Consider the following 22,905-nt stretch of genomic DNA (forward strand, 5'->3'; position numbering starts at 1 on the left):
CTTTGGAAATACGCCTCTTAAAAATTATTTCCCCCTCAATATCGCCCCCCAGAAAAAGGATGGGGTGTATTGAGGGGGAAATAATCGACCAATTAAAAAAATAATGAAATTTTATTTGGAAAGTCCATAGAATACTTACCATAACTTAATTGCGCATGGATCCTATTGGATTTCTTTAGCGTTTGGGAAGATAAGCGTAAAGAAGAAATCCATTAGGGCGCAACCCTACTCCCGATTTGGAATACTATCTTGCTTTTGGACCCACTTTTCAAAATCCTTAAAGATGACCGGATGGTCTTCAAAATAGCTCCTTGCCCTACCCAAGCTTTCCTTTTTTACTTTTAAAACCTCAGCCTTTTTTTCCTGTTCATAGTTGATAAAATAATAGCCCATATAGCCAAATGCCATAGTGTTTATGCAAATGAAGATGTATAGCATCAACATCTCCCATTTTGGGGTCCATCTAGATTTTTCTATATTTTCCAAGACATTATCCATCCGCTTATTATAAAATTCCAAGTTGATCTTTTGCAGCCTTAAAAAATCTTTTAGTTGAAACTCCAAATGAGAGGTGTCCGCTGTTATTTTTAGGTCGTCAAATTTTGTGGAAAGTTCTTCCAGTTTACCAATAGAATTGTTAAACCCGGATATTTCTTGGGTAAGCACTTCCATAATTTCATCCAGTTTTGCCATGATATTATATTTCTATTCCAAGTCCAATTGATTTCTTAATAGCAATAGTGACCATCTTCTTGGCAATAGTTGCCGCCAGGTTGGGCGATAGCCCAACGGGCTTGCCCAGTAATTTTACCTTATTTTCTCTAGCCATCCTTTGGGCTACATTTTTATCCCATCCCATATTTCCCGCTATGTTTCCCATAGACATGGAGCGGTGTACTTCGCTGCCCTTTAAATTATGCCCCTTATATTCAAATCGGAAACCTTGGAGTTGGTTTTGCTTATTGATACTGGGAATCACCTCTACACCGTTCTTCGCCATATCGTTGATATACTTGTCAAAGTTATTTGGCTTGTCCTTTTCCATGACCTTATCGTGTATCTGTTTTATTTCCCCTCTTGTATTTTGAATCTGGTTCAGTTTTTCCTGCTGCACTTCTTTTACCGTAGTCAGGCCCATTTCTTTTGCCACATTTTCCGCCGCCTGTTGGCTCCGTTTTCCTATAAAACTATCCTTATAGGCATTGCCGTTGAAATCGATACGGTTTACATATACGTGGACATGGGTGTGTTCCTTATCCCTATGCACAAAGCCTATGGCCTGGCGCTCCAGTAGCCTCATTTCCTTAAGGAACCTTTCAACGATTTCATTGAGGTCTTTGTTCGTCAGTCCCTGCCCATCTTCTATCGTTGGGCTGAGTACAAAACTCAAGGTATTCTTTTGGCAAAGATGGTTCTGCTGCTGGATGACCTTGAACTCTTGAGTGATCTCCCTAGGATTGTCTCCCGACAAATGTTCGCGGTAGACGACTTCTGCCTCCTTCTCCCCGTTCCAACCATAACCCATGGATGCTCCGGTATGCGATATAGATTTTCCCATGCCTATCATTTCCTAAAGGATAAAAGATGTCCACGTATCTCACTAGCCAATTGCACTACTTCATCTGCCAATTTTGGATTGCGTTTTCGGAACATATTCCCAATAAGCTTAAAATTTGTTTCATACCTCGTCAGCATCTTGTACATCTCTATTTGTTCTTGGGTCAAACGTTCTATTATTCGATCATCAAAAGCCGCTCGGCGACAATATTCACTTATGGAAAGTCCACTCCTATCAGCCTTGACCCTTAGTAGTTTCTTCTCATAAATAGAACACCTAAACTGTACAAACTCCTTCTTCATTTTAGCATTTCTGAACCTTTACCCTGCAACCATTTAAAAAATATCCATTGAAGCTCCATCTATATTCCTATATCGAAAATCAAGTTATTGGTTCCTATTCTTTTGCGACCCATCGGGAGCAAAAGCAAGATTTGTCATGACAATGACACATCTTGAATTCTCACTCAATCGGATTTTTTACGTCTACATTCCGTTTCATCTTTTTCTCTCTATCCACATACTTCTTATTATTAGTACTACTACTAATTAGCTTGTGTTTATTGAAATACTACTTTTTCTTCCGTGGTAATTGCTTATTGAATTCTCGCTCCAAATAATCATCTGATAAATTAGGTTCGCCCAATAACCAATTATCTATAATATCCTTGTCAAAAAATTTCTGACGGATGTGTTTGTTACCTCCCATTGGGATTAATCTTAACTGGGTCAGTTTGTAAATCTTGCTTTTGGAGAGTCCCGTATAGGCCACAAGATCATCTACGTTCATCACTTTCTTTTGATGTGAAAGAAGTCCCTTGATATCCCTTAAGAGATCTACCATGTCGTTTTCTATTTCCATAATTCTCGCTTTAAAATAGCCGCAATGCGGTCTACCTGTGTTACAAATGTTCGAAGCAAAGAAAGGAGATGCAAGCGGGTGAAAAGAAGAAAAAGGGTAAATCTACCCCTAAGAATATTTAAATATCCCCCAAGAAATCGAAGAATGAATCTATCCGTCGTTCAAATTCATGATTGGGAGGAAACTCATTGTACTTTTTTGAAAGTATCTCGGCAGACATCAAGTTTCCTTTGTGGTAAATTTTTTGGGATCTCTCAAAGGATTTTAAGCTAATCCCCTTCTTAAGTTGTTTGAACTTATCCAGAATATATTTTAATTGAGGTTGGGTACAGTTAAAATGCAGCACCGAATCGTGGTCGCTAAAATCCAGAACCATAACTTCATAAAAATTGGAGAAACTTGTTAAGTTCTCGTCCAGATATTCATATTGGGTCAAGGAACCATAGATCCTTCTAAGAACACGCTCATTGAAATCCATATTGAAACCGACCAGTTTCATTCGTGAACTTCTGTTTTGATACTTCACTTTCTTTTCATAAGCATCCGATACCAAAATTACAAAGATTAAAATAACGGAAAACCATATCGGAAGCAATGCCAACCAAAGGATTTCGTAGGTTTCATAAAGATCGAACGAAAAGTAGACCACAAATATTCCAAAAAGAATAAGCCCAAAAATCAGTCCATTATTACCTCTTCTCATAAAGGTATTAACGTTCTGGTGGATTCTGTCCTTTCTCCCTTTCAAGACGACCAACCAATTAGCGATATTTTCGATTATTTTTTTCATTTTACAAAAAGCTGATTTCAAGATAGTTAAAAGAATCAATACCCATTTTAATTTTCGACGTTATGATTCAAAAAATGGACAAGGATTTGCCAGATTTTGTGGCTAGGGAGAAGAAAGGTCAAGCGGCCCTTCGCCGCTTGTGCTTTCGTGCGGCCGAGGGGGTCGGAAAACCTGCCTATGGCGGCAGGCAGGCCCGAACGGAAGGACTTACCTAGCGGACCGGAGAAGCGTTTCCGCCAGGGGAGGATTGGAGTGGAAGGTTTTTTCTACTTCCGCAGGCTTGGGGTTGCAAGGTATCACTTTATAATTCTTTGTTTTATGGCAAATACATTTCTCTATAGGATAATTAAAAGAGTTATTATTATATTAGAAGTTCTCTTAGGAGATCCTCCCCCAATATTACCAAAAAAAAAGCGACCCGTTAAGGCCGCTTTGAATGTTTTCACAACGGAATAATCCTTATTGTGAATTGCTTTCAGTACCGTAAATGTAATAAAATAATTAAACTAAACAATTACGGTTTTCCGTAATGCAAATAGATAGCTTTAAATTAAATTGAAAAAAATAGTTTTAGATGAAAAGAATTTTAGGATTGGATTTGGGGACTAACTCAATCGGGTGGGCATTGATAAACTCTAATTTTGAAAAAAAGGAAGGTGCCATAAAAGGTATGGGGACACGCATAATACCGATGGGGCAGGATATTCTAGGAAAATTTGATGCAGGAGTTTCTATATCCCAAACGGCGGAACGAACCAATCATAGAGGTATAAGGCGTTTATATCAACGAGATAATTTGAGGAGGGATAGATTACATCGTGTACTAAATGTTTTAGGTTTTTTACCACCACATTATGCGGGTCAAATTGATTTTGAAAAGTATTTAGGTCAATTTAAAAGAGGAACTGAACCGAAACTCGTTTATAAAAGTGATGAAGAGGAAAACCACCATTTTATATTTCAAGAATCTTTCAATGAAATGGTAGATGAATTTAAAGCTAATGGTCAAGACATCAAAATTCCATACGATTGGACTATTTATTATTTAAGAAAAAAAGCGCTTTCAAATAAAGTTTTGAAAGATGAACTTGCTTGGATACTTCTCAATTTTAATCAAAAACGAGGTTATTATCAATTGAGAGGGGAGGAAGAAGAAATATCAAAAGATAAAATAGAAGAGTTCTACGCACTAAAAGTCGCTGAAGTTCAAGCAACAGAAGATGTCAATGCAAAAGGGACATGGTATAATGTAATCTTAGTAAATGGATGGATTTACCGTCGCCAAAGCAAAGAACCACTATATGATTGGAAAGATACAACCAAAGAATTCATAGTTACCACTACCTTAGAAAAGGACGGAACAGTCAAAACAGACAAATACGGGAATGAGAAAAGAAGTTTTAGAGCTGTGGATTCTGAAAAAGATTGGATTGCAATTAAGAAGAAAACAGAAAACGATATTCTTGATTCCCAAAAAACTGTTGGTCAATATATCTACGAAACATTACTAACAAATCCAAAACAAAAAATTAGAGGCAAGTTAGTTAAGACCATAGAGCGAAAATTTTACCGTGAAGAACTCAATGCTATCCTCGAAAAACAAATTACATTTCATCCAGAATTACAAACTGAAAGCGGACTTTATAAAAAATGCATCGAAGAACTTTATCCTAGAAACGAAGCGCATCAACAGAACATTGAAAAACGGGATTTTAAATATCTATTTGTTGAGGATATTATATTTTACCAAAGACCATTAAAAAGCAAAAAATCCAGTATTGCCGATTGTCCCTATGAAAATCGTATTTATAAAAACGAAAAAGGGGAATTTGTGAAAAAGCCTCTCAAGGCTATTCCAAAATCCAATCCATTTTTTCAGGAATTCAGATTGTGGCAATTTCTACAGAACCTGAAAATCTATGAATTGAATGGGGCAGGCGATATTGATGTAACATTAAACTATCTAAATAACAAACTAGCTTGGGTGTCACTTTTTCAATTCTTAAATGAACGGCAGGACATCGAGCAAAAAATTCTCCTTAAACACTTCAAACTTTCAGAAAAAACACACCGCTGGAATTATGTGCCTGACAAAAAATATCCCTGTAACGAAACCAAAAGCCAAATTAAGTCTAGACTTTCCAAAGTTGAGGGAGCTGATATAGATGCTACTTTGAAACCAGATTTTGTACAATCCCTATGGCATTTAATCTATTCGGTTACAGATAAAAATGAGTTTGAAAAAGCCCTAGGGACTTTCGCTTCAAAGAATGATTTAGACAAAGGTAGCTTTGTTGAAAATTTCAAGAAATTTCCACCATTTGAAAGCAGTTATGGTGCCTATTCTGAAAAAGCCATCAAGAAGCTACTTTACTTAATGCGAATCGGTCAATATTGGGATGAAACATCAATAGATAGTGAGGTAAAAAATAGGGTTGCTTCTATAATGGAACGTTTGGAAATTATAGACTTTGACATAGAAAAACTCGACAGTATTCAAGACGATGACATTCCCAAAAGACTTTTAAAATCTTTTATCAAATCAAAATCCAATTCTTTAAGTGGCCTAAACACTTATCAAGCCTGCTATGCCGTTTATAACAGGCATTCTGAGGTTGGCGACATTAAAAAGTGGAAACAACCCAACGATATTACCACATACTTAAACGAATTTAAACAACACGGACTGCGCAATCCCATTGTTGAACAAATTACCTTGGAAACGTTGAGAGTAGTGCGCGACATATGGGAGCATTACGGAACATTCAAAGAAATTAACGGTATCAAAATCTATGATCCGCTTTTTGATGAAATACACGTTGAATTGGGTCGTGAAATGAAAAACGACCAAAAAACACGGGAGCGAATTTCAAAAGCCATATTAGAAAAAGAAAACACAAACGAACGTATAAAAGCACTTTTAAAGGAAATTAAGGACGACCCAGAAGTATACGAAGATGTACGCCCTTTTTCCCCAAGCCACCAAGAGATTTTGAAGTTATATGAGGAGGGTGTTTATGAAAATCCAAATACAGGATATGACACGGTTTCTTCTGATGAAATCGAAAAAATAAGAAAAAACACTTCCCCAACCAAATCAGAAATCACACGGTACAAGCTTTGGTTGGGACAAGGTTATATTTCGCCATATACGGGAAAACTTATTCCGCTGACCAAATTGTTTTCAACCGAATATCAGATTGAGCACATCATCCCACAATCAAGGTATTTTGACAATTCATTTAGTAACAAGATTATTTGTGAAAGTGCCGTAAATGATGAAAAAGGAAACGAAACAGCTTACTCCTTTCTTAAAAATAGGGGTGGAGAACTTATCGATTTGGGGCAAGGAAACTCCGTCTCCCTATTCTCATTGGAAAATTATGAAAATCACTGCAAACATTATTTTAAAAACAACAAATCAAAACTTACCAAGTTATTGAGTGAGAATATTCCTGAGGGTTTTATAAACCGTCAGCTCAATGATAGTCGTTACATTAGTAAGCTAATCAAAGGCCTATTAAGTAATGTGGTGCGTGAAGACGGCGAGCAAGAGGCGACTTCAAAATACCTTATCCCGGTTAATGGTTCGATAACTTCAAAACTTAAACAAGATTGGGGCCTTAATGATAAATGGAACGAAATTATTGCGCCCCGTTTTATGCGTTTAAATGAAATGACCAACTCACAGGATTTTGGTTTTTGGGATAAAGACATCAATGCCTTTAGGGTACTAGTTCCAGATGATTTGGCTAAAGGTTTTAGCAAAAAAAGAATAGACCATCGCCATCACGCATTGGATGCTTTGGTTGTTGCCTGCACTACAAAAGATCATATTAACTATATATCATCCCTAAATACCTCAAGAAAAAACTACGCCTTGGTTTCAAAATTAAGAGCTACAAAAGAGAAGCAAATTAAAGATGGAAAAACAGGCAATTACAAAACAATTAAGGTTGCTAAAGCCTATCATCAACCTTGGGCAGGCTTTACTTCTGAAGCCCAAGAAACCCTTGAGCACATAGTTGTAAGTTTCAAACAAAACCTGCGGGTCATCAATAAGACAAATAACAAAACCCAACAATGGATCAAGAAAAATGGAATGCTGAAAAAAGAATTGATAAAACAGACCAAAGGTCAAAATTGGGCAATACGTAAATCTTTGCACAAAGATACCGTAGCTGGAAAAGTAGTATTGAAAAGAGAAAAAGGTGCTGTTACAATTAATACGGCAATCGATTCTTGGGAAATGATAGTAGATAAAACGCTAAAGAATATAATCAGGGAAAAAATTGAAACATTCAATGGCGATTTAGCAAAAACGAAAAAGTATTTTAAAACAAATCCCTTAGAAAATGAGAACGGGATTTTAAGTAAGATAGCTATTGATGAAAATATCGAGGCCTATGCAACGCGGATTGCACTGACCGAAAAATTTACCCGAAAACAATTAGAAAGTATCACAGATACGGGCATCCAAAAAATCCTTGAAAATCACATTAAAAACTATTTAGATGATAAAGGAAAGGAGCGGTTTGATCTTGCATTTAATGATGCGGGCATTGAAGAAATGAATAAAAACATAAAGAGTCTAAATAACGGCAAACCACATCAACCAATTAAAAAAGTTCGTGTTTATGAAGTTGGCAATAAATTTAGTGTTGGTGAAGAAGGTGCCAAAAGTTCAAAATATGTTGAAGCTGCAAAGGGAACAAATCTCTTTTTTGCCATTTATTGGGATGAAGAAAAACAAAAAAGGAATTATGAAACTATTCCATTAGAGCGTGTAATTGCTTGGCAAAAAGAAGAAGCTTCTTTACCAAAAGAACAACGGACAAGAGTTCCCATAGACCCTACTAAGGGGCAATTTTTGTTTTCTATTTCGCCTAATGATCTCGTTTTTGTTCCTAGTGATGAGGAAATTGAAGATAATAGCTTAGTCGATTTTTCTAATTTAGATCGCAAACAAATTGAAATGATTTATAAAATGGATAAATCGTCTGAAAAGGAATGCTATTTTACAAAATTCGATATTGCTAATCTTATTTACCCATATAAAGCAAAAGAAAAATTTGGAGAACTCGGTAGTCAAAATAAGCTTCAAACTACTATGGATCAACAGAATTTGAAAATAGTTGATAGATGTTGGAAACTTCAAGTTGATAAATTAGGAAATATTATAAGTGTTATCAAATGATTAAACGCACCCTCTTTTTTGGCAACCCTGCCTATCTCAGCACCAAAAACGAACAATTGGTGGTCAACTTTCCGGAGGAAGGTAAAAAGGAAGCCACCATTCCCATAGAGGATTTGGGGTATATAGTGTTGGAAGACCCGCAGATTACCATTACCAATGGCCTTATCCGAAAATTGGTACAGAATAAGACTGCCATCATTACTTGCGACCAACAGCATATGCCCTGCTCTCTATTACAGCCTTTGGTAGGCCATTCGGAACAAACCGAACGGATGCGGCACCAACTCAATGCCAGTGTGCCCCTAAAGAAGAGTTTGTGGCAGCAGACGGTGCAGTCCAAAATAGACAATCAGGCCAATCATTTGATACTTAGAGAAAAAAATGCCCTAAAACTAAAACGGTGGGCCAAGGAGGTGAAAAGCGGAGATACCCAAAACTACGAGGCTATTGCAGCAGCTTATTATTTTCAAACCCTGTTTGTGGAAGTGGAAGGCTTTAGTCGGAATCAAAAAGGGGTACCGCCCAATAATCTACTCAATTATGGTTACGCCATTCTAAGGGCGGTAACAGCAAGAGCTTTGGTAAGTAGTGGTCTATTGCCCTCTGTAGGCATATATCATAGGAACAAATACAATGCCTTTTGCTTGGCCGACGATATTATGGAGCCCTACAGGCCTTATGTGGATGCAATAGTGTATGAAATGGTAGAAGCTGGGGGACATATCAGTGAGCTTAGCACCTCTTTAAAATCCCAGCTATTGACCATTCCTGCTATGGACGTAAACATAGACGGGAAATGGAGCCCCTTAATGAATGCCATGAGCCGTACCACCAACAGTCTATATGATTGTTTTTTGGGGTCAGGCCGGAAAATATTGAACCCTGAATTTCAAAAAAAATGGTCACCTTCTTTATAAGACACAAGAAATTAGGCTTTTTAGCGTTGGTTAAGTAATACGGTTCCCTCAATTACACCTTATTCAAGAAGGTTTAAGGTAATATGGTATGTACTTGGTGCATATCCTATATTGGACATTATGATTAACCAGGACCATTTTTCACGGCTAAACCAATACCGAAGCATGTGGGTACTCGTATTTTTTGACTTGCCGACCGAAACCCGAAAAGACCGGAAGGCGGCGATCTTATTCCGGAAGAACCTATTGGATGACGGGTTTAGTATGTTCCAATTTAGTATTTATCTTCGTTTTTGTGCCAGTAGGGAAAATGCGGCCGTACATATTAAACGCACCAAAAGCAGGCTACCCAAACAGGGCAAGGTCTGTATTATGCAGATTACGGACAAGCAATTTGGAATGATAGAACTGTTCCACGGCCAAAAAGAGACGGTTCCCGAAACCCCGAGCCAACAATTGGAATTGTTTTAATAGAAAAAACAGTGACAATACGGCTCTAGGCTGCAGATAGGAGTTAACTTTTTGTAATTCTACAAGGTATCATAATAAACAGGATACCAGATTGTTACATCGGGTATCCTGTGAATCATCCATAAAATTACAGAACTGAAAGCAATTCACAACGACTGCTATTACACACCAGATATCCTATTACCTGTGAATCATCCATAAAATTACAGAACTGAAAGCAATTCACAACATGCTGCTGTATATCTATTTTGGGCAATAACCTGTGAATCATCCATAAAATTACAGAACTGAAAGCAATTCACAACATACAATTCCATGAAGAAGTGGTTATGCATCCTGTGAATCATCCATAAAATTACAGAACTGAAAGCAATTCACAACAGGTACCCATACCTATTGGGATTTAGTTGCCCTGTGAATCATCCATAAAATTACAGAACTGAAAGCAATTCACAACACAGGTTTCCGAAAAGATCTCGGCAATCTCCCTGTGAATCATCCATAAAATTACAGAACTGAAAGCAATTCACAACATACCCACTATTGTATTTTTCACTACTGACCTGTGAATCATCCATAAAATTACAGAACTGAAAGCAATTCACAACTTCTTTCATAATTTTTAATTTTTATTTTACCCTGTGAATCATCCATAAAATTACAGAACTGAAAGCAATTCACAACCTTAGCTATGATAGTATTAGGTAACAGAGCCCTGTGAATCATCCATAAAATTACAGAACTGAAAGCAATTCACAACACCACCCTTCGGCAGCCCAAAGACTTTTAACCTGTGAATCATCCATAAAATTACAGAACTGAAAGCAATTCACAACTGATTGTTCCATCAAGAATTGATTTAATTTCCTGTGAATCATCCATAAAATTACAGAACTGAAAGCAATTCACAACACCCGTTCCCGGAATTAAAAGACAAACTACCCTGTGAATCATCCATAAAATTACAGAACTGAAAGCAATTCACAACGGATCCTACGGACAATAATCAAGTTAATCACCTGTGAATCATCCATAAAATTACAGAACTGAAAGCAATTCACAACTGAATATCAATTTCATTGTTCCTGATTTTTCCTGTGAATCATCCATAAAATTACAGAACTGAAAGCAATTCACAACTCATATACCAATGTATTTATAAGTGATATACCTGTGAATCATCCATAAAATTACAGAACTGAAAGCAATTCACAACCTGTGCTTGGAATGGTAGTTTATTTTGTATCCTGTGAATCATCCATAAAATTACAGAACTGAAAGCAATTCACAACGGATGTGCCTACAAAAGTAATGGCTAATGTCCTGTGAATCATCCATAAAATTACAGAACTGAAAGCAATTCACAACTAAGAATCAAAGCTTATGCAACTGATTCAGCCTGTGAATCATCCATAAAATTACAGAACTGAAAGCAATTCACAACTGAGCCTTCCGAAGCAATGTTATTGGGTAGCCTGTGAATCATCCATAAAATTACAGAACTGAAAGCAATTCACAACACAAAGGGTAAACAAAACTCAATCAAAATACCTGTGAATCATCCATAAAATTACAGAACTGAAAGCAATTCACAACCGCGCCCTTTACTGGGTGCAACATTTCATACCTGTGAATCATCCATAAAATTACAGAACTGAAAGCAATTCACAACTACACCAGACCGGACTTAACGGGGTCTCCGCCTGTGAATCATCCATAAAATTACAGAACTGAAAGCAATTCACAACGCTGCTTTTGGTATTGGTATAAAAGAAATTCCTGTGAATCATCCATAAAATTACAGAACTGAAAGCAATTCACAACATTGAAAGGGATAAATCTGTTGATAATTTCCTGTGAATCATCCATAAAATTACAGAACTGAAAGCAATTCACAACAGGAACTATTGAAAAGTTTTGCAAAGGATACCTGTGAATCATCCATAAAATTACAGAACTGAAAGCAATTCACAACCCATTCATAGGTAGATTGTAAAGGGTTGGGCCTGTGAATCATCCATAAAATTACAGAACTGAAAGCAATTCACAACACTATTGTGGATAAGTTTGAAAAAGGGGTTCCTGTGAATCATCCATAAAATTACAGAACTGAAAGCAATTCACAACGCAGGAATGGGAAAGGCTTTGCAGGATAGTCCTGTGAATCATCCATAAAATTACAGAACTGAAAGCAATTCACAACTGTGTTTCTAATGTGAGTATCATAGTCTTTCCTGTGAATCATCCATAAAATTACAGAACTGAAAGCAATTCACAACGATAACTAATACTTTACGCTAAAATAGCATCCTGTGAATCATCCATAAAATTACAGAACTGAAAGCAATTCACAACACGTATTACACAGGTAATAAAAAGAAGATTCCTGTGAATCATCCATAAAATTACAGAACTGAAAGCAATTCACAACACCATACACCATGCAATAGATTTAGCTGTTCCTGTGAATCATCCATAAAATTACAGAACTGAAAGCAATTCACAACATAACCACCAAAATACTTTATTAATTTTTCCCTGTGAATCATCCATAAAATTACAGAACTGAAAGCAATTCACAACAATCTTTAGGGCAATCTTATCTATAATGGCCTGTGAATCATCCATAAAATTACAGAACTGAAAGCAATTCACAACAAATAAGGCCTTTTTTTATGTTGGTATGTTCCTGTGAATCATCCATAAAATTACAGAACTGAAAGCAATTCACAACTAAAATCGGCTTGTTCAAATGCATATTTCACCTGTGAATCATCCATAAAATTACAGAACTGAAAGCAATTCACAACACATGGCCGCGCGTTGTTCGGTGGGTGTAACCTGTGAATCATCCATAAAATTACAGAACTGAAAGCAATTCACAACATAACAGTTTAACTTCGTTTCTAATCTCTTCCTGTGAATCATCCATAAAATTACAGAACTGAAAGCAATTTAAGCAGAACTCAGCTCTATAAATTTCATTCAAAAATTAAGTTGCTATATTCAGACCTTGTACTTTAATAGAACACAACCTAAGACGCTTCATCTGCCCTAACTTTCTTTAGCTTCATCGTAGCCATCAAATTCTGCATAACCTCCCCAACCTTTTTTTCCACGACCCTAGCATAAATTTGAGTAGTAGATAATTTGGTATGCCCCAATAACTTGGAAACCGTTTCAATAGGCACCCCATTTGAAAGGGTAATCGCGGTGGCAAATGTATGCCGGGCTACATGAAAGGTTATCTTTTTACGAATACCGCAGGCGTTTGCAATATCTCTTAATGTACGGTTAATCATTTGGTTGCTGTAAATAGGTAATAATCTTCCATTTTCAAGCAGATTAGCATTGCTTTTATATTTATCAATGATTTCCATGGCCTTGGGTAGTAATGGAATCTTCAAGGGTTCATCCGTTTTTGTTCTTTTGGTATATAACCAATCGTTACCATCCATTCCTTTTACCAAATGGTCAATTTTTAGCTCGCTAACATCAATAAAAGATAAACCTGTATAACAGGCAAAAATGAACAAGTCTTTTATGCGTTGGGTACTTGGTATATTAAACGTGGTTTCTTCAATGAGCTGTAACTCCCGTTCAGTCAGAAATTGGCGCTCTGTTTTTTCAAGTCGCAGTTTGAAATTGATAAAGGGATCTTTTTCCAACCATTCCAGTTTTACGGCAAGCCTGGACATCTTCTTTAAGCGCTCCATGTGTTTCATGGCACCGTTATTGGCACAACCCATTCGTGTTGCCGGTTTATACTTTCTTAAATATTGTTCAAAATCTACAATAAAACCATAATTCAGTTTTTTAAGAAGTATATCCTCAACGCCTATTTTTTCATTTAAAAATTCCTTGATACAACGTTCCGTACTGTAGTAGTTCTTCATAGTTCCTTTCCTAAGGACGGTGAGCATGGATGTATTGTGGTAGCTAATCAAATCTAGTAATGTCTTACCTCTTTCATCTTCTCCTAAATATCGAGCCTTTATTCCGGCAGAAGTTATATCAACTTCCTCCTGCAAAAGTTGCCGATGTGCCTCGTGCAATCCCGTAAAAACTTGGTCCATATACTTGTTTAGCGAGATAACGTACTTGGAAAATCCTTTCCCTCTTTTCCGTTTTTCGTCCCAAAGGGACACTGGCAATTCGCGATTTAGATTAAATTCGGCTCTTTTTCCATCTACTGTCACGCGGGCGTAAATCTTAATGGTGTCAATTTTGGAAGTGAGCTTCCTAACGACAAATACGACTGATAATCTACTGTTTTCTAACATGTTATATAGCTTTAAATTAGTAAATAAAATGGTAAAAACACAAGGTTAAATACCTACAAAAGCTACTTCAATGTACAAAAAATACTGTGGTTTCAAAATCCCTTTATGGACACCAGAGGGGTGTTTTCAGGTAGTTTCAAGAGGTTTCATCTGATACCCCTAAAAACATAAAACGTTGCAAATCAGGTGATTTGCAACGTCATGCGACTAGAAGAAACTAGTCAAGTCGGGATGACAGGATTTGAACCTGCGACCACACGGCCCCCAGCCGTGTACGCTACCGGACTGCGCCACATCCCGAAAATGAGATTGCAAAAATAGGAAAGATCAAACAATTTAACCCTAATCTTTTGGCAAAAAAATGAATCTTTTTTACTTACCCCTTAAATTTCAGTTCTTTATTATTACTATTCCCTTTTTCCCTAATCCAACACCCATCAAAATATGAAATCATTCAACTCAGCTCAAGAAACAAAAGATTGGTCAATTGAAAAATAAATACTAATTTGAAAGTTTTAATTCAGCAACCATCATAAAAAACATAGAAAAATCTACCTATGAAGCTTAAACGATTAATCATTTGCTTTTTCCTAACTAATACTGCCGTTTCTTTTGGTCAGACCCAGGATGACAACCTTATTAGATTACAATACAAGGATACTACCTCCACCAAGGATCTGGCAGTTGGACTCTGGGCCAATCCCTTACCCATGGATTACGATCAGGATGGAGATCTGGATTTAGTTATCTCCTGTACCGACGTTCCTTTTAATGGCACATTTTTGTTCAAAAACTCAAACAAAGACCAACAAGGGAACCCAATATTTGATGCTCCCGTCAAAATTGGTGACGGTATGCGGAATGTTTCCATCTCCTATGTGGAAGGAGAACCTAGGGTTTTGGGAGTTGGTTTGGAATACGACAACTTTAGAAGATATGGATATACTCGACCAGAAGGCATGTACCAGGCATCCGAACTACTTGATCTTTATAAAGAACGTTTTAGCGATTGGAAATATGTTGATTATGACAATGATGGGGATATGGACCTCATCGTAGGAATAGATGATTGGAGTGAGTATGGTTGGGACAATGCCTTTAACGACAAAGGGGAATGGACCAACGGAGATCTTCGTGGATACCTTTATTTATTGACCAACGACAACGGAAAATATAGAAATGATGGTAGAATTATAGCCGGTGACAAACCTATTGATGTTTTTGGCAATACTACCCCCAACATAGCCGATTTTGATAGTGATGGTGATCTTGATATTATTTGCGGAGAATTCATTGATCGCTTTAGCTACTTCGAAAACACAGGAACTCGTGAAAACCCAATTTATGCCAAAGGTAGATTTCTTGAAAATAATAATGGAATCCTAAAAATGGATCTGGAAATGATGAGGCCGGTCGCCCTGGACTGGAACGACGATGCCAAAATCGACCTTGTTGTAGGTGATGAGGACGGAAGGGTTGTTTTTATTGAAAATACAGGAATGGTAAGTAACAAAATGCCAGTTTTTAAATCGCCCATATACATCCAACAGAGAAGTCAAAATCTAAAATTTGGTGCTTTGGTTACCCCATATAGTGTTGACTGGGACGATGATGGAGACGAAGATTTGATCTGTGGCAATTCAGCCGGGTATATTGGTTTTATAGAAAATTTGGATGGAGGTGATTCTCCTGAATGGAAAGAACCCATCTACCTGGAAGCCGATGGTGAAGTAATGCGAATTATGGCAGGCTACAATGGATCTATTCAAGGGCCTGCCGAAAGCAAATGGGGCTATACCACATTAACTGTTGCTGATTGGGATGGTGATGGCCTAAAAGATATTCTGTTGAATTCTATTTTTGGAAAAGTGGAATGGTATAAAAATACAGGTATCAAGGGAGCTCCAAAACTAACTAAAATGGGAGGTGTCCAGGTGGCTTGGGAGAAAAACAAGGTTCCAAAACCAAAATGGAACTGGTGGAATCCGGAAAAAGACGAATTGGCCACCCAATGGAGAACCACACCCTATGCTATAGACTGGAACAAAGATGGTCTAATGGATTTAGTAATGTTAGACCACGAAGGCTATTTGGCGTTTTTCGAAAGATTTAAAAAACGAGGAAAACTCTATCTAAAACCAGGACAACGAATTTTTAAAAATGCCGATGGAGAAGCAGGCAAAGATCTTCTTCGTTTAAACGAGCGTGAAGCAGGTGGTAGTGGTCGAAGGAAAATAGAATTTACCGATTGGGATGGCGATGGGGACCTTGACCTATTGGCCAACAGTGAAAATATTGAATGGTACGAAAATTTAGGAGAATCCAACGGAAACACTGTTTTCAAGAAAAAAGGGAATCTGTTCAAAACCAAGCTTGCAGGGCACACCACAAGCCCAACCGTGGTTGACTGGGATAAGGATGGCAAACCGAATTTATTGATCGGGGCAGAAGACGGACATTTTTACTATTTAAAGGATTAACGTTATTTTAAATCACATGGGAATGTGGGGTCTGTAGGTTTTCTTAATTCTTTAGCTTAATTTATAGTCATCACTAGTTAATCCAATCGTAAACTAAAGCCTGATGAAACGTTTACTACTATTCTCTTTTATACTGCTTTTTATATTGATGGCATGTAAAAACAAGACGGCTACAGGGGCCAACTCTCTTTTTAACGGGAAAACATTTTCTGGTTGGGAGGGGGATACCATATTTACTTGGCGAATTAATAATGGAACTATCATTGGAGGCTCCTTGGATAAAACTGTTCCTCATAATGATTTCCTGTGCACTAAGCGTTCCTATGCCAATTTTATTCTGAAACTAAAGATTAAATTAACCGGTAACGAGGGATTTATAAATTCAGGCATCCAGTTTAGAAGTAAAAGATTAATAGACCCGCCTTATGAAATGACAGGCTACCAAGCAGATTGGGGCGAAAACTATTGGGCAAGCCTCTATGATGAATCCCGAAGAAATAAAACGTTGATGGCCCCAGACTCTTTGGAAGTTCTTGATTGGATTAATATAAACGACTGGAACGATTATGAAATTCGGGCCGAAGATCGAAGAATACGTCTTTATATCAATGGTCATAAAACGGTGGACTATACCGAGGAGGATATGACCATACCACAGTCGGGCTTAATAGCACTACAGATACATGGAGACGGAAAGGCACTGGTTGCTTTTAAAGATATTTTTATTGAAGAAATAAAGTAAAAAAATTATAGCTCTAAATATAATCAACCACACCAACAATAATCATGACCCATGATATTGCATGGAGAAATGGGGACCTATTGAAAAAGAGATCGAGTACCAGTATCACCTTCAAGGCTATGGAAAACGACACTTATTTCTGTACGGTTCCCGGACATCGTGCGGCGATTATGCTGGGAAAATTTGAGGTCGTGGAGGGAGAATTATCGGGTCCATCCATAGCAGGAGTTATACCCACAAAAAATGGAAAACCTCTGAACCTAGGCTTTGAATCCGGTTCTTTACAGGATTGGACAGCCATTGGAGACGCTTTTAAAATCACCGCTATACGACAAAGATCCTTCCCCAGTGCATGATGCCGATGCATGGATGATTTGGTTATTTCGGAAGGGTGGTTTGAAGGAAAAGACAATAAAAAAGGGAATTGGAAATTTCACACAGCTAACCTAGATGAGCCCGGCTCCCACATGCAAGTGATCGATGTAAATAACGATGGTAAAAACGATGTGTTAAGTTCCTCGGCACATGGCCTTGGAGTTTGGTGGCATGAATAGCAACAGGATCAAAACTTTAATACCCATTTAATTAGTAATACTACGGCCCAAACTCATTCCACGATAATGGCCGACATTAATGATGATGGTAAAAAGGAATTAATTACAGGAAAACGGTTCTTGGCCCATGATGACAATAATGCAGGCGAAAGCGCTACCCCAATCCCGATTTATATTGAACCTACCCCCGAAAACGTCCCTATTTTAAGGAGCATATCTTTTACAATAATTCTTGACAAACCAAGGTAGTGGCGAATGCCATCATTATAAATTTGTTTCCTGTTATTTTTATGCTGTTCGGGATTAATTAATTATAATTTCATCAGCAAATAGCCAAGAAGGAAGACCTGCCGCGTGATGCCAATAGGGTGTTTTTGTATTTAAAGCCTTCACTTTTATATAACGGCATCTTTTTTCATCAAAATCCAACTTAAAAAATTGGATGTCGTTCACCTTACTTTCCTTTGTTAAGGGCGTTGGATTATTAAGGGTTCCTAAATTGAAGTAATGCTCATTATCGAGAGATCCCGAATAGGCCACCTTTGATGGAAAAAACACAATATGATTAGTAACCTGCAAAAAGGCCAAGGAAATTGTACTTATTTTCATCGGTTCACCCAAATCCACAACTACTTCCATATCAATGCCCTCATACCCCAACCAATTGGCATAAAAGCTACTTCCGCCAAGTGCCCCATCAGTAAGGACCTTTGGATCCTCTTTGGCATATTTTTTTGGATGGGTGTTGGTGACCACAGTTTTACCCATTGCCTTGTTTGGCATCCTAGCAACTTCCAGAGCAGACAAATAATTTGCCAGATATTCAGTTACCGTAAAACCCATTTCATTCATCAACACCACGTTATTCTTCGCACAGGTAGCCGTAAAATTGTCCAATAAGGTGGTTACTAATGGGTTTATATTCTTTTTACCATCGCCAGTGGGAATCAAAAGTCTGTAATCATCCGTTAATCTTTTTCTACATGCTTCCAAGACCGCGTAATCTACCCCCAAGCGCGCCATTTTTACGCGTGCCAAGATTTCTGGTTTTTTGGCCACTGCCTTTTCCGCATCATCAAATAATTGGGAATATTTAGAAAGTAAGTCCGGACTTAAATAGGACGAAAATGCCTCTGACGGATCACCGTAGAGGAATAGAAAAAAATCCATGTCCTCCTTTAACTTCGCATGAATTTCATCTATGTACTCTTTTATATAAATGCCTGCCTCTTCGTAATAACCACTGGTAAAATCCGTTAACAGGGCATCCAGGTTTTGATCCGGATTCCAGAGTAGTTTTGCAGTAATATAGGATCTAAGTTCAAAAAGTTCGCTGGGATTGTTACTGTGTTGTTCAAAAACCCATTTGGCGTTGTTATCCCTAAACAATTTAATATTTGGCTGCAGGGTTTGGATATTGGGAAAGGGAGCCAAAAAATTAGTGAACTGTGTAGTATAATCCCAAATCCTTATGTTGTTGGTCAACTTGCCCCATCCCTCTAAATCGTTTGCAAAATCGGTGCATTTCTCAGAAATAGGCGCACTTCTATCGCACTCTATAGAACAAAGTGTAATCAATACATTATCCAAAGGTTTCGACTTACATGGCTTCCGGGTATATTGATAGGCCAAAGTTGAGATCATCTTGTCCGGGAAGGTAGCTGCCACCTCATTTACAAATCTTATCATGGTACTGGACGGACTTCCTTCTTCTTTATCTATTTTGCTACAATTGTCGCACTGGCAATTTTGCTGGTTATCATCCTGACTCACGGACAATACCCTGGCCTTGGGATATTGTTGAAACAAGGAAGCAACAGAATCCTTTACTATTGCCAAGACATCAGGATTGGTTAGACACAATTGGGTAGGCAACCGTTGATCGCCCCTCAATGCATAATATTCGGGATTGGTTTCATAAAATTGTTCCTCAGGAAGAAATTTATGGAAGGTATGCACCCTGGCACTGGGCACATAGGTAGGAAACGATTCATGCGTCACCTTTTGCTTATCGGCGAAATCGGCATTATCATAAAATAATTTTGAATGCACCGTTCTTGTGGTGATGGATGGCGTATACTCAAAATCTATCCCTGGAAGGTCAATTGTTTCGGAAGTTGGTATTTTCTCTACTCCGGGCGCATACCATCTACAACCCAAGTAGCGCTCCAAAAATTCGTAAACTGCATATTTTGTTGCCTTATCCGAACCTCCTGAAATTAGCAGGTTATTACTTTTTGTTCTTATGGATATACCATGTGCCTCAAGATTTCTTTCGTAATCGATGCCCAGATAAATCTTTTTCTTTTCTGCATTTTGGGACGTTTCATTAACGACATCCAATTTTGTACCACTTATTTTATAAAGATAACTTTGTAATACCTCCGCAGATTTATTTAGACTTGTAGTAGCCCTTCCCATAAGTACTATTTCATAGTCCGACTTGCCCTCATGAATCAGTTCTATCCCATCCAAGTTACAGGATGAAATGGCCAATAATATTAGTAAGAGACCTAGAAATCTGAATTTTGACTTTACTATTTTCATTCTCAATTTGATTTAGATCTAATTGTTCAATTTAAACTCCAAAAATTTACTGTTCACTAATTCTTCATGGCTTATAAAGTATCCTTTCTGGGGCTTTCCTTGAATGCTGATATTGTCAATGAACTGATTTTCTTCCGAAATATTGGAGGTTATAATCAATTTTTCCTGCTGATAATAATCGGTATCCAAATGAATGGTTATTTTATTGAATTTTGGTGTTGTCAAAGTGTATAACGGATTCGCGGGACTAATGGGATATATTCCCATCATAGAAAAGACTGCCCAAGCAGACATGGTACCCGTATCATCGTTTCCAGGGAGTCCGTCTGGGGCATTCTTGTAATATTCGTTAAGCAAATCCGAAACCATTTTTTGAGTTCGCCTTTCTTCCCCTTTTACATAATTGAACAAATACGGGTAGGCGATATCCGGTTCATTGGCCATATCATATTGACCCTTGTCAAAAACATCCTGAAGACGACTGATAAAAGTCTTTGCCCCCCCCATAAGTCTTATTAGACCTTTCGTATCGTGGGTAACCATAAAGGAATACTGCCAGGCATTCCCTTCAATAAAGCCCAAATTCTTCTCAAAATTAGCTCCTGATTCTGGATTGTAAGGCGTTAACCAACTACCATCATCATTTTTGGGTCTTAGCAAGTTAAATTCTTTATCAAAAAGGTTTCGGTAAGAAATCGATCTTTTGGAGAAGCGTTTAAAATCCTCTTTTTTGTCCAAGGCTTTGGCTAATTGGGCAATTGCATAATCCGAAATATTGTATTCCTGGGTGGTAGATACCGAACCGCTGTTGGTTGTTTTTGTGGTGAGATATCCTTTTTCCAAATAATCCTTAAGTCCAGGACGCAGAGGATTACCATCTATCTGGTCTGCACTTTTAACCATGGCCGAATACGCCTTTTCTACATCAAAATCCCGTATACCCTTCAAATAAGTATCGGCAATTGCAATTCCCGCCGGATCGCCGACCATAGTAGTGGTTTCCGTTGCATTTAGTTCCCATTTTGGTAACCAACCACTCTCATCATAGATCTGGAGCATACTTTTCACCATGTCCGATTGCTGACGAGGATAAACCAAGCTCATTAGTTGGTGTAAATTTCGATAGGTATCCCAAAGCGAAAAAACGGTATAGCGGGTATCTTTGGTTTTTAAGGTTTCCCTAGTTTTCATTTTTGGATAGTCCCCATTAAAATCGTTCAGGGTACTAGGGTGTATAAGGGTATGGTACAAGGCTGTGTAAAACTTGACCTTATCCTCTTCCTGACCGCCCTCAACCTCAATTTTAGATAGATATTTGTTCCAGTTTTCTTTGGCTTCCGCCAAGATTTGGTCGAAACTGCGTGTTGCCGTTTCCTTTTCCAAATTTTCACGGGCGTTTTCAATGCTCACATAAGAAACTCCTACTTTCATTTCTACAACTGTAGGCTCCTTAAATCTGTAACGCATATAACCCCCAATACTATCCCCTACAACTTCTTTTGTGTAGCCAGGCATTATACGCGATGTACCATTGTAACCCATCCATTCCGCCTCTGCCCCTTTGTAAGTAGTAGGTTTTTTCCAAACTCCAAACTCAACGGCTGGCTGGGAAAATTGTACTACAAAATACACAGGATATGCTTCTTCTGGTTTGTAATAGCAAAATGAACCTACACTTCGCACACCTTCCAATTCCGTTGGAGAAACTACCCTAACAGAAGCACCTTGTTCATTGGTCAATCCTAAACCAAGATTGATCAAGATATTTGCATCCCCTCTTGGAAATAAATATTTGCTAACCCCTACCCTAGTAGTTGCTGTGGCCTCTACCTTTATATCATAGTTATCCAAAGTATTGGAGTAATACCCAACTTTTGAAACCTCATTGGAATAAGTGGTTCCATATTCAAGGTGCTCAACTTCCAAATCGCCTGTGGTGGGCATGGCCAAAATTACTCCTAACTCCGGGCAACCTACACCGCTTAAATTAACGTGACTAAATCCGGTCAGGAAAGTGTTTTCTTGTACATATGGAGTGGATAACCATCGACTGTCCTTTTCCAATGGCAAATTTTTAGCCCCTGCCACGTTAAAAGGAGATACACTCACCATTCCCCTAACGGCAATAGGTCCTGGATTGGTTGTTCCAAAATTAGAGGTCCCAATAAAGGGATTCACATATTCTACGGGTTGTTTTTGGGCAAAAGCTCCTAGGGAAAAGACTGCCAATAATAATAGACTTGTATGTTTTAAGCTCATAGTTGTTCTTTACTATTTATGTTTGCATTGAGTGTGCTTCCATCCTAAATTTACACGCCCCAAGTCCCTCTCTATAGGGGAGTTCTCTGTGCCCTAATAATAAAATTTATCCTCACAATAAAACATCCTTCTGCCAATTATTTCTCAAAGAAATATTGAACCAAGAAATAAATCTCTACTGCCAAAATTCCACTCCTGATTGAACACTATTCATATTATAATATCCGTTTCCGTTCCCCTCTCGAG

The 22,905-nt window shown here is 37.9% G+C and carries 16 protein-coding genes, 1 tRNA gene and 2 CRISPR repeat arrays; of the genes, 8 read left to right on the forward strand and 9 right to left on the reverse strand.

Features of this window, described 5'->3' with window-relative positions:
• Positions 1-225 precede the first annotated feature (225 nt).
• From MWU78_RS04220 to MWU78_RS04240, 5 genes are all read right to left on the reverse strand, one after another.
• Entirely contained in the window at positions 226-693 is a 468-nt protein-coding gene (locus tag MWU78_RS04220; protein WP_246995299.1) for a DUF6730 family protein, read from the reverse strand.
• 4 nt (positions 694-697) lie between these two features.
• Positions 698-1,558 (reverse strand): relaxase/mobilization nuclease domain-containing protein, encoded by an 861-nt coding sequence (locus tag MWU78_RS04225; RefSeq protein WP_348647055.1) that lies wholly within the window; start codon positions 1,556-1,558, stop codon positions 698-700.
• Positions 1,559-1,563: 5 nt separating this feature from the next.
• A complete protein-coding gene (gene mbpA / locus MWU78_RS04230) occupies positions 1,564-1,860 on the reverse strand; it encodes a mobilization protein MbpA (RefSeq protein WP_246995303.1) in 297 nt (98 codons plus the stop codon).
• A gap of 268 nt (positions 1,861-2,128) precedes the next feature.
• Complete coding sequence (locus MWU78_RS04235) at positions 2,129-2,419, reverse strand: helix-turn-helix domain-containing protein (RefSeq protein ID WP_246995305.1); 291 nt, start codon at positions 2,417-2,419, stop codon at positions 2,129-2,131.
• A gap of 118 nt (positions 2,420-2,537) precedes the next feature.
• A complete protein-coding gene (locus tag MWU78_RS04240) occupies positions 2,538-3,209 on the reverse strand; it encodes a hypothetical protein (protein ID WP_246995307.1) in 672 nt (223 codons plus the stop codon).
• Between the two features lie 574 nt (positions 3,210-3,783).
• Here MWU78_RS04240 and cas9 point away from each other — a divergent pair.
• The 3 genes from cas9 to cas2 all read left to right on the forward strand — a co-directional run bounded on the left by cas9 (position 3,784) and on the right by cas2 (position 9,794).
• Entirely contained in the window at positions 3,784-8,406 is a 4,623-nt protein-coding gene (gene cas9, locus MWU78_RS04245; protein ID WP_246995309.1) for a type II CRISPR RNA-guided endonuclease Cas9, read from the forward strand.
• The gene (gene cas1, locus MWU78_RS04250; protein ID WP_246995312.1) at positions 8,403-9,323 is read left to right on the forward strand and encodes a type II CRISPR-associated endonuclease Cas1; all 921 of its coding nucleotides are present in this window, start codon (positions 8,403-8,405) and stop codon (positions 9,321-9,323) included. Before cas9 ends, cas1 begins: the two co-directional genes overlap by 4 nt.
• 120 nt (positions 9,324-9,443) lie before the next feature.
• Positions 9,444-9,794, forward strand: a complete 351-nt coding sequence (cas2, locus tag MWU78_RS04255) for a CRISPR-associated endonuclease Cas2 (protein WP_246995314.1) — start codon at positions 9,444-9,446, stop codon at positions 9,792-9,794.
• A gap of 107 nt (positions 9,795-9,901) precedes the next feature.
• Positions 9,902-11,086: direct repeats of the CRISPR family, unit length 46 nt; unit sequence CCTGTGAATCATCCATAAAATTACAGAACTGAAAGCAATTCACAAC.
• A gap of 30 nt (positions 11,087-11,116) precedes the next feature.
• Positions 11,117-12,680: direct repeats of the CRISPR family, unit length 46 nt; unit sequence CCTGTGAATCATCCATAAAATTACAGAACTGAAAGCAATTCACAAC.
• A gap of 149 nt (positions 12,681-12,829) precedes the next feature.
• Here cas2 and MWU78_RS04260 read toward each other — a convergent pair.
• Positions 12,830-14,077 (reverse strand): site-specific integrase, encoded by a 1,248-nt coding sequence (locus MWU78_RS04260; RefSeq protein ID WP_246995315.1) that lies wholly within the window; start codon positions 14,075-14,077, stop codon positions 12,830-12,832.
• Between the two features lie 226 nt (positions 14,078-14,303).
• Positions 14,304-14,377 (reverse strand) — tRNA-Pro (locus MWU78_RS04265).
• Positions 14,378-14,634: 257 nt separating this feature from the next.
• On the opposite strand from MWU78_RS04265, the gene MWU78_RS04270 reads away from it, so the two are divergent.
• From MWU78_RS04270 to MWU78_RS04290, 5 genes are all read left to right on the forward strand, one after another.
• Positions 14,635-16,557 (forward strand): VCBS repeat-containing protein, encoded by a 1,923-nt coding sequence (locus tag MWU78_RS04270; protein ID WP_246995317.1) that lies wholly within the window; start codon positions 14,635-14,637, stop codon positions 16,555-16,557.
• A 103-nt stretch (positions 16,558-16,660) separates the two neighbouring features.
• The gene (locus MWU78_RS04275; RefSeq protein ID WP_246995319.1) at positions 16,661-17,299 is read left to right on the forward strand and encodes a DUF1080 domain-containing protein; all 639 of its coding nucleotides are present in this window, start codon (positions 16,661-16,663) and stop codon (positions 17,297-17,299) included.
• Between the two features lie 44 nt (positions 17,300-17,343).
• On the forward strand, positions 17,344-17,655 hold the full coding sequence (locus tag MWU78_RS04280) for a hypothetical protein (RefSeq protein WP_246995321.1): 312 nt from the start codon (positions 17,344-17,346) through the stop codon (positions 17,653-17,655).
• A 9-nt stretch (positions 17,656-17,664) separates the two neighbouring features.
• Positions 17,665-17,853 carry a hypothetical protein gene (locus tag MWU78_RS04285; protein WP_246995323.1) on the forward strand — a complete coding sequence of 63 codons (189 nt, stop codon included), beginning with the start codon at positions 17,665-17,667 and terminating at the stop codon, positions 17,851-17,853.
• Positions 17,854-17,919: 66 nt separating this feature from the next.
• The gene (locus MWU78_RS04290; RefSeq protein WP_246995325.1) at positions 17,920-18,102 is read left to right on the forward strand and encodes a hypothetical protein; all 183 of its coding nucleotides are present in this window, start codon (positions 17,920-17,922) and stop codon (positions 18,100-18,102) included.
• 54 nt (positions 18,103-18,156) lie between these two features.
• Here the strand turns inward: MWU78_RS04290 and MWU78_RS04295 are convergent, their stop codons facing one another.
• Together MWU78_RS04295 and MWU78_RS04300 are read right to left on the reverse strand one after the other, a co-directional pair.
• Positions 18,157-20,400: a DUF4838 domain-containing protein gene (locus MWU78_RS04295; protein ID WP_246995326.1), complete on the reverse strand. Its 2,244-nt coding sequence runs from the start codon at positions 20,398-20,400 to the stop codon at positions 18,157-18,159.
• A gap of 18 nt (positions 20,401-20,418) precedes the next feature.
• Positions 20,419-22,659, reverse strand: a complete 2,241-nt coding sequence (locus MWU78_RS04300; RefSeq protein WP_246995328.1) for a GH92 family glycosyl hydrolase — start codon at positions 22,657-22,659, stop codon at positions 20,419-20,421.
• Between the last annotated feature and the right edge of the window lie 246 nt (positions 22,660-22,905).

This window comes from Arenibacter sp. F26102 (assembly GCF_023015865.1).
Lineage (GTDB): Bacteria > Bacteroidota > Bacteroidia > Flavobacteriales > Flavobacteriaceae > Arenibacter.

Bases quoted from the DNA above. Each gene is read 5' to 3' on its own strand.
- MWU78_RS04235 (WP_246995305.1), bottom strand. From the start codon at position 2,419: ATGGAAATAGAAAACGACATGGTAGATCTCTTAAGGGATATCAAGGGA.
- cas1 (WP_246995312.1), top strand. From the start codon at position 8,403: ATGATTAAACGCACCCTCTTTTTTGGCAACCCTGCCTATCTCAGCACC.
- MWU78_RS04260 (WP_246995315.1), bottom strand. From the start codon at position 14,077: ATGTTAGAAAACAGTAGATTATCAGTCGTATTTGTCGTTAGGAAGCTC.
- MWU78_RS04240 (WP_246995307.1), bottom strand. From the start codon at position 3,209: ATGAAAAAAATAATCGAAAATATCGCTAATTGGTTGGTCGTCTTGAAA.
- MWU78_RS04290 (WP_246995325.1), top strand. From the start codon at position 17,920: ATGGCCGACATTAATGATGATGGTAAAAAGGAATTAATTACAGGAAAA.
- MWU78_RS04285 (WP_246995323.1), top strand. From the start codon at position 17,665: ATGGATGATTTGGTTATTTCGGAAGGGTGGTTTGAAGGAAAAGACAAT.
- cas9 (WP_246995309.1), top strand. From the start codon at position 3,784: ATGAAAAGAATTTTAGGATTGGATTTGGGGACTAACTCAATCGGGTGG.
- MWU78_RS04300 (WP_246995328.1), bottom strand. From the start codon at position 22,659: ATGAGCTTAAAACATACAAGTCTATTATTATTGGCAGTCTTTTCCCTA.
- MWU78_RS04295 (WP_246995326.1), bottom strand. From the start codon at position 20,400: ATGAAAATAGTAAAGTCAAAATTCAGATTTCTAGGTCTCTTACTAATA.
- MWU78_RS04280 (WP_246995321.1), top strand. From the start codon at position 17,344: ATGACCCATGATATTGCATGGAGAAATGGGGACCTATTGAAAAAGAGA.
- mbpA (WP_246995303.1), bottom strand. From the start codon at position 1,860: ATGAAGAAGGAGTTTGTACAGTTTAGGTGTTCTATTTATGAGAAGAAA.
- cas2 (WP_246995314.1), top strand. From the start codon at position 9,444: ATGATTAACCAGGACCATTTTTCACGGCTAAACCAATACCGAAGCATG.
- MWU78_RS04220 (WP_246995299.1), bottom strand. From the start codon at position 693: ATGGCAAAACTGGATGAAATTATGGAAGTGCTTACCCAAGAAATATCC.
- MWU78_RS04275 (WP_246995319.1), top strand. From the start codon at position 16,661: ATGAAACGTTTACTACTATTCTCTTTTATACTGCTTTTTATATTGATG.
- MWU78_RS04225 (WP_348647055.1), bottom strand. From the start codon at position 1,558: ATGGGAAAATCTATATCGCATACCGGAGCATCCATGGGTTATGGTTGG.
- MWU78_RS04270 (WP_246995317.1), top strand. From the start codon at position 14,635: ATGAAGCTTAAACGATTAATCATTTGCTTTTTCCTAACTAATACTGCC.